The following is a 14,193-nucleotide window of genomic DNA, read 5'->3' as shown; positions in this document are numbered from 1 at the left end:
CCTTCTTCGCGAGAGGAGCAGGAGCGAATCGGCGCCCTCTTCGCTCGTCTCGACAACCTCATCACCATTCATCAGCGAGAGCCGCCCTATTGACTTACGCTGAAAATCAGACGAGGCTAGTGAGGGAGCGCATCACCAGGTCTACGTCCTTGTTCTCCAGCTCCTGGATGATATGGAGATAGGTCTTCTCAGTTGTGTTCATGCTGGCATGGCCGAGCCTCTTCGCGACGCTTGCTATTGACACCCCTGCGAAGAGGAGCAGGGAGGCGTGCGTGTGTCGCAGTCCGTGAATCGTGATCACCGGTACCCCTGACTTCTTGCATAGCCTGGCGAGGGTGTTGTTCGCTGTCGAGTTGTAGACCTTCTCGTTCCCTCTGACGAAGATGGGACGTTCTTCCGGGAGGTCCTTAACCAGGACGGAGAACTGAACTATCAGCTGCCAGTCAATCTGGACCTTCCTCACGGAGGACCGGTTCTTTGTCGGCACGAAGCCCCCGCCGTTCTTGTAGTCCCAAGTTTTGTTTACCGAAAGCGTCTGCCTGGTGAAGTCGAAGTCTGCGGGGGTGATTGCGAGCGCCTCGGAAAACCGCAACCCGGTCTTTGCGACCAGAAGGATGAACCACTCCCAGCTAATCTCTGACCCCAAATCGAGGCCGGCGAGCAACCGATGGAGCTCAAACTGGTTGAGATAGCGATTCTTCTTCGGGCGTGGTGGCTTTCCCTTGACGATTGCCTTCCTGGTTGGGTCTCTGGGCACGAGGCCATCATCGACCGCGTCGAGCACAGCGCCCTTTAACAGGTGGTGGAAGTCCATCGTGGTCTGTCGCTCGTGCTCCTTTGCGTACCCGTTTAGGATTCTTTGGTAGGAGATTCGGTCGAGCTCCGACAGCTTCATGTCTGGCGCAAGCCTCTCTATCCAGGCATGGGCGAGATGGTACTTGTTGAGCGTCACTTGCCTTACTGCGTTCTCCTTATATACGGATATCCATTCCTTGTAGTAGTTACAGAACAGGTCGTTGCCGGAAAGTTCGTTAAGCATCGTTCACCTCGATAATGCTTGCAGGGCGACTCTCTTCTTTTGGATGGAAACAGCAGGTTTGAAATCACGCAACAACGAAATTGGGAACATCGCTTGCAAGGGGCTCCATCAGCAGTTCTCGCCTAGCGCGCTTCTCGCTTCTATGGTTACCGACAAGTGCCTTGGTATCCCAAAAGGACGGTATTGTGCCCATGGTGGCTCTCACGTACGGTTGAGGCGTGTAGAGCCGTCGCACGGAGGGAACAGAGCTCCTGCACAAGGGGACGCTGACCGTGCTCGAGGGCAAGTGGCATGCTCCAGCGGCGAAATATACTCTTCTAAACGGTACGCGCAAGGTGAACCAAAGAGGAGGACAGCATGAAGAAGGACCTTGGAAGCGCAGGCGAGCTCTTTCCGCAGTCGGTGTTCATTGTTGCGAGCTATAGCGAGGATGGCACCCCCAACGCTATGAACGCGGCATGGGCGGGGGAGTGCGGCAACAACGAGATTTGCCTCAACATCGGGAACCACAAGTCGACGGCAAACATTGTGGCAAGGCGCGCCTTCACCGTGGCGCCGGCTGACGCCGCCCACGTGGTGGAGGCTGACTACTTTGGCATCGCTACCGGCAACAAGGTGGACAAGGCCGCCGCGTCTGGCATGACCTTTGTGAAGTCTGAGCATGTGGACGCGCCCGTGATCGAGGAGTTCCCCCTGACCATGGAGTGCGAGGTCACAGACGTCCAGGGAGACGAGCATGGCGCGCGCATCGTTGGACGCGTCGTGAACACTCGTGTGGACGAGTCGATCCTCGACGACGAAGGACGGGTCGACTTTGGCAAGATGCGCCCGATTATCTATGACAGCACGAGGCGCATCTACCGCGTTGTAGGCGAGGAGGTTGGCGGCGCCTGGAACGCTGGCAAGAAGCTGTTATAGCAGCGCAGCAGAAAGATCATTTTTTTCTTTCCCCGCACCGCGTTCACCGCAGGGGCGACGATGTGGGGATTCTCATGCTTGGTGGCAATGTATCGGGACTCCCTCTGTCTGACAATCGGTATCGATACTCGTGGTATACGTTGCCGATGCGAGCATACAGGCGGTGACAAGATTAAGCGAAGTGCTGTCGCAGGTGTGCTCGGAGGGCCCCGTCGCAGACGAAGAAGTGGGTCCCGAGGATTCCCCTTGTCAGGAGCACGTAATAGATGTGGCGGACGTACTCCGCAAGGTCCTTCTCGCTCGCCGTCTTCTTGCCGTTGACATCGAAGTAACTGGCCCTGTTGACCACAATCTTCTCGGTAGACCCGTCGTAGGAGAGGTCGGGGTCGACCCAGTTCTCCGGCTTGCGGTTCCAGCGAATCTTGAGGCCGTCAATCTCGATGTCGTACAAGTTGGGGTCGTCGTTTTTGTCTTTCGTCACCCACTTCCACGCGTAGCCGGCGACCATCCTCGTGAGGTCGTGGCGTTCGAGATACCTGTCGAAGGTGTCGTGGAAGTCCGCGAAGCCCTCGTGGAAGACGAGCTCGTAGCCGTCAAACCGTCGCGGCGTGGGATTCCTGTCTCAGAGAATGTCCGCCACGTAATGAATGGCTTGTATTGGGAACGCACTGTTTATTCTTGACGACATTACCTTGGGTGATATAAACTATCGCTCCAGTGAAACGCGTGCAGTCTCGACTTGAGCTGCGGGCAGGAGAGCCGTCAGGTTGCGCATATGCAACTTGGCGGCCTCTCTGTATATGTTGGAGATGCCTCGGAAATGAAGAATCCCAAGCCATTCAAAACTGTTGAAGAGCAGATCGCAATACTTGAGTCCCGTGGCATTCATTTTTCAAACAAAAAGGACGCGGCACGTTTTCTTCTTAAGGAAAACTATTATGCCGTCGTTAATGGCTATAAGGATGCCTTTCTTGATAAACAGAAAACCAACCTAGACAAAGAGGACCGCTACATAGACGGTACTAATTTCGAGTCCTTCAAGCGTGTTTACATCTTTGACAAAGCACTTCGTAATGAAACCATGAATGTGCTTCTAGAAGCAGAAAATGCCATGAAGACTGCAACCATCTACGCCTTTTGCGAAGTGCATGGCAATGTAGACGAGTATCTTGACCCTGCCTGTTATTGTCGTAAGTCCGAGTATAAATATGAGGACTACTATACAAAGGGTCTAATTAAGCTACTTTCAGTTCTCCAAGGCATTCGAGAGAACAAGCCGCACAAGCAATACATCAAGCACTACGTTAACGAGCACCACTGCCTTCCGCTTTGGGTTGCGTCTAAGTGTCTAACTTTCGGAAACATGTCGGCGTTCTTTGACTACCAGCAACAACGAGTGAAGACAAAGACTTGCGTGGCATTAGCAAGGTCACTGAACAAGCAAGTCGTAAAGCAGAAGCAGCTTACTTTCGCGTTTCATGTACTCCCTGCATTCAGAAACATATGCGCGCATGACGAGAGGCTTTACTGCGCAAGGGTTGGCAGACTGGGTGATATGGGCTTTGACCAGCTACTTCGTGCTTTGGCGACTGTTACCACGAAGGAAAGGCTGAGTCAGTTTTCAAAAAGCGTGCTCGTTCTTCTTGATGAGGTGGCAAGAGGTGACCCTTCACTTGAATCCGTGATTCTTCGAGGAATGCGAATCTCACGCAAGGACTTAGAGGAACTCATTTAGCCACATTGAATACAGAGTCATTTTTCGCACCATTTCTGGAGCGACTTGTATGTTCTTCTTGCTTGCCGGCGCTTCCCACGATCGTGTTGGCGAAATTGATGGTGAGTCTGGTGGTTTCCGCCGCGCGATCGCTCTGCGATAGCAGGATGCTGACGGCGAGTGGTCTTACGCTTGCCTCCGCCATCGCGATGAGGAGAAACGCGAGGGAGAACATCTAGGGAGAAGAGCAGTAAATGACTTTACGCGGAGCACTCGAGCGAACTGCTTGAACGTATCACGGACACTGCTGTGCTCGCGGTTCTGGGCAGGGAGGGCCCTTGGCGGGCATGCCCTCGTACGCTCTGGTGTCGGCATACGAGTGCATGCGCGGCATGGCATATCGACCGCGCAGGCCGTCACGCATGGTGGAACGTCGCGTCAATAAGGAGTAGCCTTGTACGGGAAATCCACACGGGAAGGCGGGAGCATGGCATTTGTTCAGGATGCGCGCCACGACGTCGCGCGCGAAGGCGATGCCCTGGGCGTAGCGGCGGAGGAACGTATGCGGGACAGGCGACGCCTCGTCGCGGAAGTGGAGCACTTCTCGCCCACGTGCGAGCAGGAGGAGAAGGACCAGGCGCTGTTTCTGCAGTGGCTTGAGCGCCGCGGCTGCCCCGATATCAGCACGCGCGCAAACGACGTGGCGCACCTGACTGCGTCCGCGTGGGTGGTCGATGCAGACCGCACGCACGTTCTCATGGCGTACCACCGCATATACGACACCTGGGCGTGGCTGGGCGGTCATGCGGACGGCGACTTTGACCTCGCACGCGTGGCGCTGCGCGAGGTGGGGGAGGAGTCCGGCCTTGCGCACGCGCGCCTTGCCGCGCCGTCGCCCGTCTCGCTCGAGACGCTGTGCGTGAACGGCCACGTCAAGCGTGGCGTTTACGTGTGCAGCCACCTGCACCTTAACCTAACGTACCTAATCGAGGCCGACCCGGCGGAGCCCATCCGCCCGAAGCCTGACGAGAACAAGGCGGTCCGCTGGTTCGAGAAGGACGAGGTCCTCGCAAACGTGGCCGAGCCGTGGATGGAGCGTTGGGTTTACCCCAAGCTGCTGCGGCTTATGTAAGCTGTGCCGCATCCGATATCGGATGCGGCACAGTCGACGCAGCGACGTGCGCAGGTCTTTTGGGTCTGGTTAGCGGTCGCCGGCTGCGGAGGAAGCTTTTCTGAGTCTTGCTTGTTTCTCCCAAGGAGTCGTGCACGCCTCGCGGGCTAAACCCGCAGCGAACTCGGAGCCGCCCGGGCCCTATCCCTCCAGCTCGCCCTCAAGCTGGTCCTGGATCGCCAGATACGCGGCGCTCACGTCGTCAAACACGGATTCGTCCAGCTCAAGCAGGTCGAAGCCCCCGTCGTCCGTCTCGCGGTACCCATAGATGTACACGTCGTCGCTCTCCTCGGGCCCCAGCGCGATGTACTCGCCGCCGTCGTGCTCGAAGATTCCGATGACCTCGCACTCCTCCGAGGTCCCGTCATCGTAGTCAAGCGTGATGAAGTAGTCGTCGCCCAGCTCGACGTCCATGTCGCTCGAAGTCTCGTCCGCCATAGAAGCCTCCCTCGCACTCGTACGCGTGATACATCAATCTTAGGCGCCCAACCTTGCACGTAGCTGCGCAAACGCGCACCGTCTCGCACGAGGTCCCCATTGCCTGGCAAACGGCCTGACCTCGCCCACGCGCTCGCCACGCCACGGGTCTACCATGGGCAAAAACCGCCCGTCCTTCTCGGGCACGTCGATTGGGGGAGAAGTGCATACCGACATTTCCGGAGAGCTCGCCTTGGTCACGGGCGCGGGCTCGGGCATCGGCAGGGCAGTCGCGATCCGGCTTGCCAGCTTAGGGTGCGACGTGGTTCTTGTGGGCAGGACCGTCTCGAAGCTCGAGCAGACGGCAGACGAGGTTCGCGCACGGGGCGCGCGTGCCCACTGCATGCCGTGCGACCTCACGGACGCGGACGCAATCGCTCGCCTCGCACGGCGCGTTACAAGCGAGCTCGGAAGGCTGGACATCCTGGTAAACAACGCCGGCGTCATGGTGCGCAAGCGCCTGGAGGACACGACCACCGCGGAGCTGGACGCCATCCTCGCCACGAACGTTCGCGCGCCGTTCCTGCTGTGTCGCGAGCTTATGCCCCTGTTGCTTGAGTCCGACGCGGCGGAGGTCGTCAACGTGTGCTCCGTCGTCGCGCACGAGGGGTATCCCATGCAGGCGGCGTACGCGGCAAGCAAGCACGCCCTTCTCGGCATGAGCAAGTCGCTTGCGAACGAGGTGTACGAGCGCGGGGTGCGCGTGCACGTGGTGGCGCCGGGCGGCGTCCGCACGGACATGGTGGGGGAGGCCAGGCCGGACCTTGCGGGCGTCCCCATGATCGAGCCGGACGACATGGCCGATGCCGTCGAGTACCTGCTGACGCACCGCAGCGACGCCGTCGTGGACGAGATCAGGCTGCACCGATCGACGAAGGCACCGTTCTAGCGCCTTTCTGCGGGGCGGCGCGGCGCCTGCCCGACTCGCCTTACGGCTCCAGCCACTGCCGCACGTCATAGCCCCCGTCCTTGAACGCGGAGCACAGCATGTCCACGCGCGTCGGCCTCACGCGGATGACCATCATCGTGAACGGCAGCGCGCGAAGCCTCTCCGCGGGGATGCCCTTGTGCCCGCATGCGGCAAGGTAGTCCGGCCCAAACGGCTCCAGAACCTCCGCGCGTCCCGTCACCTGCATGCCCGCAAGGTGGCCAAACGTGGGGTCGGGGTCGAAGATCGCGAGGCACACGTTCTTGTTCGACTCGAGCGCGCGGAACTTGAGCCCACCCTCCGAGAACATCCAGAACGCGCCGTCGAACCACTCGTACTCGATGGGGGTGTTGCGCACGAGCGACCCGTCGGAGCTGGCGCACGCAAGCGCGCACACCCTGTGGCTCGCAACAAACTTCTCCATCGCGTCCCTAAGCTCAGCCTCTGGCATGCGGACGGCGTCCTTCTCGCTTGCCTGCCAATGCCCTGCCGCCTCTTCGTAGTCGACCATGTGTCCTCCAACCCTCGCGTCCATCTGACACCCATACTTTAGTTTGTGATGCGGACACCTTTGTCCTAAACCAAAAACAAACCCGTATGCGACATGCGTGTCGTGTTATTTCGCGACGCTTCCGCCTACAATTGCCGCCCAAGGAGGTCGGGATGGAAAGACAAGCGAAAGAAAGCCAGTGCCATACGCACGGGGAGTCCGTCCCCACGCCGCAAGGTGCGGATCAGACAAAGGCGTTGGACCTGCAGCGCATGGGCGCGTTTCTGCGTCAGCTGCGCTGCGAGCAAGACGTGACGCAGGAGGCGCTGGCGGAGCGGCTTGGCGTATCCGCGCGCACGGTATCCCGCTGGGAGAACGGCACGACCATGCCTGACCTTGTCATGGTGGTGGAGCTGGCGAACACCTTTGGTGTGAGCATCCCGGAGCTGGTTGGAGGCAGTAGAAAGGAGCCCGAAATGGATGCGGCGACGGAGGAGACGGCGCGCACGATGGCGACGTATGGGGAGCACGAGCTTCGCGCCCGCCGCAGGAAGACGGTTGCCGCCATGCTCGTGGCATTTGGGGCGCTCGTGGTCATGAGCGCGCTCGCGGTGTTCCCGTCCGACAGCAGCTGGGGCTCCGTCTACGCGATCGTCGGTGCCGTCGTCGTGGTCGCGGCGACGTGGGAGCTGCTCGGCGGCGTCGGCGCCACGCGCCGCGTGCGGGTGGCGGCAACGGCCGCACTTGCAGTAGCCTTCGCGGCAGTGTTCCTGCTGAGCGACTACGTAGGCGTGTCGCAGTTTAACCAGCCGCCCCGCTTCTGCTATCAGAAGGAGTACACGGCGGATTCCGCAGGACACGAGCGCATGGTGTGGCGGACCCCGCTCTACAGCGTCGTGAGCGACGACCCGTCAGACCCATCTGCACCACTCAGGATTCAGGCACGCTAGCGGGCGCGCTTGCGCTATACGCGCATGAGCGGCAGCGTGGAGCCGCCGTGCGGCATGATGAGCACGCGCGGCTCGCGGCCTAGGCGGCGACGCTGTGCCTGCATCGCCGCGTCCACGGCGTCCTGCACGGATGCGAACGGCGTCATGAAGCAGTCGCGAACCTGGTCGGGCGCCATGTCCGAGACCAGGTAGACGTCGCAGCGCAGCTCGATCTGCGCGATGGCGGCCGCCTTGTGCCCGCCAAGGCGGAAGTCGCGTCGCAGGTGGTCCACCACGTCCTGCGGGGACCGCGCCTCGTGCATCCACTGCGCAAAGGTCTCCTGGCCCATGCCCTCCGCGCACGAGCCCACCAGCACTATGACGCCGCCGTCGCGCACGGGGTGCTTCGCGTTGTCGAGCGCCTTCTGCAGCTGGTACAGGTTAAGGTCCTTTGGCGCGCCGCCCTGGCTCACCACGACGACGTCCGCGTACTCGCGCAGCTCGCAGCCGTACAGCGCGTCCAGGTGGCGGCACGCGTCGCGCTGCGCGGCCACGAAGTCGCCCGCGGCGCTGTAGACCACGTTCTTCTCCTCGTCGAGCACCACGTTCACGATGAAGTCCAGCCCCACCATGGAGCAGGCCTCCTCGAGGTCTAGGCGGACGGGGCTCTCCATGTTGCCGGAGTGCGCCGCCGGGTCCACCATGAGCGAGTGGTTTGCCTGGATCGCGGCGAACGTGGAGCAGCCAGGCATGATGGCCTTCGCGCCGCCGGAGTAGCCCGCGAAGTAGTGGTATTCCACGTTGCCCAGGGCGACGCGCACGTCTGCCGCCGCGACCTCGGACAGCACGTCCACCGGCGTGCCGTGCGACGTGGTGCCCACGTGCGCAAGCCCGCGCGAGTCTCCGTTCAGCACGCGCAGGCGGCCGTAGTACGGGCCCATGATCGCGCGGAGTTCTTCGGGGGTCTGCGGGCGGTGGCTGCCCAGGGCTATGGCCAGGAGCACGTCCTCGTCGCGCACGCCGGCCGCGTGGAGCTCGTCCATAACGGGCGGCAGCACCGTCGCCGTGGGTAGCGGGCGCGTCACGTCGCTCGTGATCACGCACACGGTCTGACCGGGGCGCACCAGCTCGCGAAGGCGCGGCGTGCCGATGGGTGCCTCGAGCGAGGCGCGCACGACCTTCTCGCCCGTGGGGCCCGGCGCCACGGGGTTTGCGTGCATGACCTCTATGACGTCGCGCTCCGGAAGCTCGAAGCCCTCCGTGCGCGTGCCGATGCCCACCTCGTAGCGCATGCGTTACCTCCACGTTCGCGATGCCGCAGCCGCGGCGCCTACCATGAGGCAACTGTACTACGGCGCCGCGGCGTGACGGGCCCGCGCGTCCGCGCCGTGACGCATGCGTAATCTTGGCAGAGTTTGGGAATCACGCCGCCAATCGGGTAACATGGCACCGTTATCGATTAAACGAGGAGAGTCCCCTTGGGCACCAAGCGCGAGAACTTCAAGATATCCGTCAAGAACCAGGTCGGTCGCGATGCCGCGATCGCGCAGGCTCAGGGCACGAGCGCCCCGGAGGGGACCTCGGACAACCCCTCACATAGGATCTTCACCGTCGCGAACGTGATAACGATGTGCCGCTTCGTCCTGACGGGCGTGTTCCTGTACATGTTCGTGAACGACCTCAACCGCTACCTTGCCCTCACGTTCTACGTGATAGCCGCCGTGACGGACTTCCTGGACGGCCAGGTGGCGCGCCGCACGCAGACGGTAAGCTGGCTCGGCAAGATCATGGACCCCGTGATGGACCGCGTGCTGCTGTTTACGGGTGTGCTCGGCCTCATGCTCACGGGGGAGCTGCCGGTGTGGATGGCCGTGTTCGTGATCGGCCGCGACGCGTTGCTGTTTTTGGGCTCCATGGTCCTGCAGAAGTACCAGCGGCGCCCCGTCGACGTTATCTACGTGGGCAAGTTCGCGACCGCGTTCCTTATGACGGGCTTCAGCTTCCTGCTGCTGGGGCTGCCGCAGGTGAGCGGCCTGGGCCTGGTTGACGTGAGCTGGCTTCCCGGCCTGGGCCACGGTCGTGCCGCGCTCGGCATATTCTTCGTGTACCCGGGGCTCGCTTGCTCGCTCGTGACGGCGCTGGTGTACACGAAGCGCGGGCTTGCCATCAAGCGCCGTGCGCTCGAGCTGGGCCACCGCACGGACGAGACCCCGGAGGGCGAGCCCACGCCCGCATCCGCCGTTGCCGCGGAGGCGGCCGCTGCCGGCGCCGCCGCGAAGGAGGCAGCCGTGCGAGAGGCCGCGGCCGAGCGGAGCGCGGAGCGCAGCGCCAAGAAGAAGGGCAGCCGTGCCACGGAGGCGAACTAGCAAGATGAGAAGGACGATCTTCCTCATGGCGGCCGCGCTCGTGGCCGCACTGTTTGCGTGGCCCGCGGCGCCAGCGGTGGCCGAGGAGGCAGAGCCGCAGGTGACCGAGGCCAAGAGCTACGAGATCATAGACCAGGACGGCAACGTGCTCGCAAGCCACGACGCGACTGAGCACATGGCGCCGGCCTCGATCACCAAGATCATGACGGCCATGGTGGCGCTGGACTCCGGCGTGGACCTGGACAAGCGGTGCACCATCCAGGACATGACGTACCAGGACGGCGCGCAGCTCGCCGGCTACAAGGCGGGGGACACTCCCACGCTTCGCGAGCTCATGATGGCCATGCTCGTGTACTCCGCAAACGACGCCGCCGCAAACATCGCCTTGACGGTCTCTGGCAGCGTGGACAAGTTCGCGGAGTTCATGAACAAGAAGGCCAAAGAGATCGGGATGACGAACACGCAGTTCAAGAACCCGCACGGCCTTGAGGAGGACGGCCACTACTCCTGTGCGCACGACCTTGCGCTCATGGGACGCTACGCGCTGCAGAACTACCCGTTCATCGCGGCCGCCGTGACCACGCATTCCGTCACGGTGACGGCCGGCGGCCAGCAGAAGACGCTCGCGTCCACGGACGACCTCATGGGCAGCTACGCGGGGCTCTGCGGCATCAAGACCGGCGCGGTCGAGTCTGGCACCACGTTTCTGGGGTCGAGCCGCCGCTGGGGCGTCCAGCTCTTCTCGGCCGTGCTGGGCTGCGCCACGCACGAGGGCCGCTTCACGGACACGGCCATCCTGATGGACTGGGCGTACGACACCTACCTGGGGCGCATCAGCCTTGCGCGCAAGGCGTGGCCCGTACGCGTGGTGGCGGACGCGGACTGCTTCTGGGCAAAGCGCGTGGTTACGGCGCAGTGGGACGCCGCCGGGCGCGTGGTGCGCGGCCGTGACGTGACGTGGCACACCACGATGCTTCCCTCCGGCACGATGCTTGGCGCGCAGCAGCCGTTCGGCCGCTCGACGTGGACGCAGCAGGGCCGGCCGGTCGCGCGCGACGTGTACCGCGCAAGCCGGTGGCTGCATCGGGTATCATCCTATAACGTATTTGCGCTGCCGCTGTTCTACGACGTGGCGGGGCTCGTCTCGTAGGGGGTCTCATGGACGAGAAGGACAGGGTGCCTGGGGTCGTGGGGCCCTTGTACGAAGAGCACCTGCTTCTGGGTGCGACGTTCGAGCGCACGGAGCTGGGAGCTCTCAGGACCGTGGCGTACGCGGCGTCCGAGCCCGTAGCGGAGGCGCTGGGGGACGGCACGCTTTTGGCGGACGCCTCCGGCATGCGGATGCTTTTGGCCTCGGGCGACCCGGTCGCGGCGTTTGGCGAGGCCGCGTTTGCGACGGAGCCCCTGGCCGTAGGGCGCGCGGGCTTCTCGCCCGTGTTCCTGGGTGACGGCGCCGTCGCGTCCATCCCGTTGGCGGCGCGCACGGGCGACCACGAGCTGCTGGCGTTTGACGCGAGCCCGCGCGCGGGGGTGCTTTCCGCGTGGCTCACGTTCGTGGCGTCCATCGAGCAGGGCGGCTTCCGCCCGTACGAGGGGCTCGAGGTGGAGGACGTGAGCCACGACCTGGTGCCGCTCGTCCTGTGGGGAAACGACGCGCCGCGCGTGCTGGGCGACTACGTGGGCGGCGCCGGCGCGCTGCCGCGCGCGGGCCGCGTGGCGAACCTCATGCTCGACGGCCACATCCCCGTGGTGGCGTGCGCGGTAGAGCTGGGCGGCGCGCCGCTGTACGTGATGCTGGTGCCGCCCAACTTCGCACGGGTGCTGTGGCGCAGCCTCCTGAGCTTCAGGGGCGTTCGCCCGACGGGCCTTGCGGAGCTGTGGGACGCGGCGCGCGCGAGGGTGCCGTGGCTCGAGGCGATGCAGAAGCCGGACCGCGTGCGACTTGACCGGGCAGACCTGCTTGAATGGGGCCTCATAAGGCCGTCGGCCGACTTCATAGGCGGGCGGGCGCTGTAGCGCATGGTTTGCGCGGCCCCGCTCTGGATATAATTCCTAACATCTAACGCGAGGGGGGTGCGCCATGCACTACGACTTCAAGACGCTGCCGCGCCGGCGCGGCACGGGATCGGCAAAGTGGGAGCTCATGTACCGCGACCAGCCCGACCTGGGGCCAGACGTCGTGCCGCTCTCCGTGGCGGACATGGAGTTCGAAAACCCGCCGGAGGTGAAGCAGGCGCTTCGCGACTGGCTCGACGGCGCCGTCATGGGCTACACGGAGCCCACGGACGAGTTCTTCTCCGCTTGCCTTGGTTGGCAGGAGCGCCGCCACGGCTGGACGCCACAGCGCGAGTGGGTGGTGACGTCGCCGGGCGTGGTTCCAGCGATCTTCAACGCGGTGCGCACGCTCACGAACCCGGGCGACGGCGTCATCGTGCAGCCGCCGGTATACTACCCGTTCTTCATGGCGGTGGAGAAGGGCGGGCGGCGCATAGTCCGCAACCCTCTTGTGCAGGACCGCCAAGACGGCCGCCTGCGCTACCGCATGGACTTCGATGACCTGGAGCGCAAGGCCGCGGACCCCGCGAACACCATGCTCGTGCTGTGCAGCCCGCACAACCCCGTCGGCCGCGTGTGGACGCGGCAGGAGCTTGAGCGCGTGCTCGAAATCTGCCGGCGCAACGGCGTGACCGTCGTCGCGGACGAGATCCACGACGACCTCGTCATGCCCGGCGTCAGCCACACGGCCATCATGTCCGTCACGCGCAAGGAGGACTGGCCGCGCCTGGTGGTGTGCACCGCGCCCAGCAAGACGTTCAACATCGCGGGCTGCCAGGCGTCCGTGAACTACGTGCCGGACGAGGACGTGCGCGACCGCTTCGTGCGCGGCTTTAGGGACGTTGCGTCCACGGAGCTCAACTGCTTTGCATATCCAGCGACCATTGCCGCATACACCCGCTGCGACGAGTGGCTGGGGCAGCTGCTGGGCGTCATCTGGTCCAACTATCAGGCGCTGTGCGGCTTCATGCGCGAGCGCATGCCCGAGGTCGAGGTGTGCCCGCTGGAAGGCACGTACCTCGCGTGGGTGGACTTTCGCGCGTGGGGCATGACCCCACGCGAGCTCGAGCGCTTCATGCGAAAGGACGCCCAGCTCTACCTGGACGAGGGTCACGTGTTCGGCAGCGAGGGCGACGGCTTCGAGCGCTTCAACCTCGCGTGCCCCCAGCACGTGCTGCTGTCTGCGCTGGAGCGCCTGCACGCCGCGGCGAGAAAAGCCGGCCCCTTGGGCCCAAATGGAGGGAGCCAAACGTGAAGTATGCAATAAACGCGCCTGCGGCGCCTGATTCCATCGGCCCGTACTCCCAGGGCACGACCGCGGGCAGGCTCGTGTTCGCCTCCGGGCAGCTGCCCATCGACCCCGAGCACTGCGACCGGCTGATAGCGGGAGACGCCGCGGTCCAGACAGAACGCGTCATCCAGATTGTCCAAGCGCTTCTCGCCGAGGCGGACTGCACTCTTTCGGACGTGGCCCAGACGACGCTCTACCTGGCGAACCTGGACGACCTCGACGCCGTGAACCGCGTGTACGAGCGCTACTTCGTGGCGCCGGCGCCGGCCCGCACCGTCGTGGAGGTGTCGCGCCTGCCCATGGGGGCGCTCATCGAGATGGACTGCGTCGCATGCCGCTAAAGCGCTATGATGGAACGGAAACTCAACAAGAGGGGAGATAGGCACATGCAGCCTACCAAGAACAACGACGCGGGAGCCACCAAGATCTTCCGCATGCCCGCCACGGACGCCACCTCGCCGGACCTCATGGCCGCGTCGACCCCCAGCCACCCCACGCTCACCATCGTGAAGGGGCCTCAGATGGGCTCGACGTTCGAGCTGGCAGACAGCGTGGTCACCATCGGCCGCGACCCCAGCAACACCGTGTTCCTCAACGACATGACGGTGTCGCGCCGCCATGCGCGCCTTGACCTCTCCGGCCTCGAGAGCGGCCTTGCCACCATCGAGGACCTCGGCTCGCTCAACGGAACGTGGGTCGACGGCGCCATCGTCAACCGCGCGCTGCTCAAGGACGGCTCGACCATCCAGGTGGGCACCTTCCGCATGATCTTCCACACCAACCGGAAGAACGTGAGGATCGAGACTGGGAACTAA

The 14,193-nt window shown here is 63.4% G+C and carries 16 protein-coding genes; 11 read left to right on the top strand and 5 right to left on the bottom strand.

Annotated features, from left to right (window positions below; translation table 11 throughout):
* Window positions 1-106 precede the first annotated feature (106 nt).
* Entirely contained in the window at window positions 107-1,039 is a 933-nt protein-coding gene (locus HF885_RS03645) for a site-specific integrase (protein WP_170103580.1), read from the bottom strand.
* A gap of 357 nt (window positions 1,040-1,396) precedes the next feature.
* Here HF885_RS03645 and HF885_RS03640 point away from each other — a divergent pair, with 357 nt between their 5' ends.
* A complete protein-coding gene (locus HF885_RS03640) occupies window positions 1,397-1,957 on the top strand; it encodes a flavin reductase family protein (RefSeq protein ID WP_170103579.1) in 561 nt (186 codons plus the stop codon).
* Window positions 1,958-2,129: 172 nt separating this feature from the next.
* On the opposite strand, the gene HF885_RS03635 is transcribed toward HF885_RS03640, so the two are convergent.
* The gene (locus HF885_RS03635; protein ID WP_206109754.1) at window positions 2,130-2,438 is read right to left on the bottom strand and encodes a DNA/RNA helicase domain-containing protein; all 309 of its coding nucleotides are present in this window, start codon (window positions 2,436-2,438) and stop codon (window positions 2,130-2,132) included.
* Between the two features lie 294 nt (window positions 2,439-2,732).
* Between HF885_RS03635 and HF885_RS03630 the strand changes: the two genes are divergently transcribed.
* Window positions 2,733-3,692, top strand: coding sequence for an Abi family protein (locus tag HF885_RS03630; RefSeq protein ID WP_206109753.1), 960 nt, complete (start codon window positions 2,733-2,735; stop codon window positions 3,690-3,692).
* A 466-nt stretch (window positions 3,693-4,158) separates the two neighbouring features.
* Entirely contained in the window at window positions 4,159-4,803 is a 645-nt protein-coding gene (locus HF885_RS03620; protein WP_206109752.1) for an NUDIX hydrolase, read from the top strand.
* A gap of 180 nt (window positions 4,804-4,983) precedes the next feature.
* Here HF885_RS03620 and HF885_RS03615 read toward each other — a convergent pair whose 3' ends face one another.
* The gene (locus HF885_RS03615; RefSeq protein ID WP_206109751.1) at window positions 4,984-5,280 is read right to left on the bottom strand and encodes a DUF1292 domain-containing protein; all 297 of its coding nucleotides are present in this window, start codon (window positions 5,278-5,280) and stop codon (window positions 4,984-4,986) included.
* A gap of 202 nt (window positions 5,281-5,482) precedes the next feature.
* Here HF885_RS03615 and HF885_RS03610 point away from each other — a divergent pair, with 202 nt between their 5' ends.
* Window positions 5,483-6,208: an SDR family NAD(P)-dependent oxidoreductase gene (locus HF885_RS03610; protein ID WP_206109750.1), complete on the top strand. Its 726-nt coding sequence runs from the start codon at window positions 5,483-5,485 to the stop codon at window positions 6,206-6,208.
* Between the two features lie 40 nt (window positions 6,209-6,248).
* Here HF885_RS03610 and HF885_RS03605 read toward each other — a convergent pair whose 3' ends face one another.
* The gene (locus HF885_RS03605) at window positions 6,249-6,758 is read right to left on the bottom strand and encodes a pyridoxamine 5'-phosphate oxidase family protein (protein WP_170103574.1); all 510 of its coding nucleotides are present in this window, start codon (window positions 6,756-6,758) and stop codon (window positions 6,249-6,251) included.
* Window positions 6,759-6,910: 152 nt separating this feature from the next.
* Between HF885_RS03605 and HF885_RS03600 the strand changes: the two genes are divergently transcribed.
* Window positions 6,911-7,687: a helix-turn-helix domain-containing protein gene (locus HF885_RS03600; RefSeq protein ID WP_206109749.1), complete on the top strand. Its 777-nt coding sequence runs from the start codon at window positions 6,911-6,913 to the stop codon at window positions 7,685-7,687.
* A 14-nt stretch (window positions 7,688-7,701) separates the two neighbouring features.
* On the opposite strand, the gene larA is transcribed toward HF885_RS03600, so the two are convergent.
* Complete coding sequence (gene larA / locus HF885_RS03595; protein ID WP_170103572.1) at window positions 7,702-8,958, bottom strand: nickel-dependent lactate racemase; 1,257 nt, start codon at window positions 8,956-8,958, stop codon at window positions 7,702-7,704.
* Window positions 8,959-9,144: 186 nt separating this feature from the next.
* On the opposite strand from larA, the gene HF885_RS03590 reads away from it, so the two are divergent.
* The 6 genes from HF885_RS03590 (at window position 9,145) to HF885_RS03565 (ending at window position 14,193) form a co-directional block, all read left to right on the top strand.
* Window positions 9,145-10,032 carry a CDP-alcohol phosphatidyltransferase family protein gene (locus HF885_RS03590; RefSeq protein WP_170103571.1) on the top strand — a complete coding sequence of 296 codons (888 nt, stop codon included), beginning with the start codon at window positions 9,145-9,147 and terminating at the stop codon, window positions 10,030-10,032.
* Window positions 10,033-10,036: 4 nt separating this feature from the next.
* Window positions 10,037-11,182, top strand: a complete 1,146-nt coding sequence (locus HF885_RS03585; protein ID WP_170103570.1) for a D-alanyl-D-alanine carboxypeptidase family protein — start codon at window positions 10,037-10,039, stop codon at window positions 11,180-11,182.
* An 8-nt stretch (window positions 11,183-11,190) separates the two neighbouring features.
* Window positions 11,191-12,048, top strand: a complete 858-nt coding sequence (locus HF885_RS03580) for a hypothetical protein (RefSeq protein ID WP_170103569.1) — start codon at window positions 11,191-11,193, stop codon at window positions 12,046-12,048.
* A 64-nt stretch (window positions 12,049-12,112) separates the two neighbouring features.
* On the top strand, window positions 12,113-13,342 hold the full coding sequence (locus tag HF885_RS03575) for a MalY/PatB family protein (protein ID WP_170103568.1): 1,230 nt from the start codon (window positions 12,113-12,115) through the stop codon (window positions 13,340-13,342).
* Window positions 13,339-13,719 (top strand): Rid family detoxifying hydrolase, encoded by a 381-nt coding sequence (locus HF885_RS03570; protein WP_170103567.1) that lies wholly within the window; start codon window positions 13,339-13,341, stop codon window positions 13,717-13,719. The genes HF885_RS03575 and HF885_RS03570 overlap by 4 nt, the downstream gene beginning before the upstream one ends.
* A 45-nt stretch (window positions 13,720-13,764) precedes the next feature.
* Complete coding sequence (locus HF885_RS03565) at window positions 13,765-14,193, top strand: FHA domain-containing protein (protein ID WP_170103566.1); 429 nt, start codon at window positions 13,765-13,767, stop codon at window positions 14,191-14,193.

This window comes from Parafannyhessea umbonata, assembly GCF_012844235.1.
Taxonomy (GTDB): domain Bacteria; phylum Actinomycetota; class Coriobacteriia; order Coriobacteriales; family Atopobiaceae; genus Parafannyhessea.
This window is presented reverse-complemented; position numbering and strand designations above follow the sequence as displayed.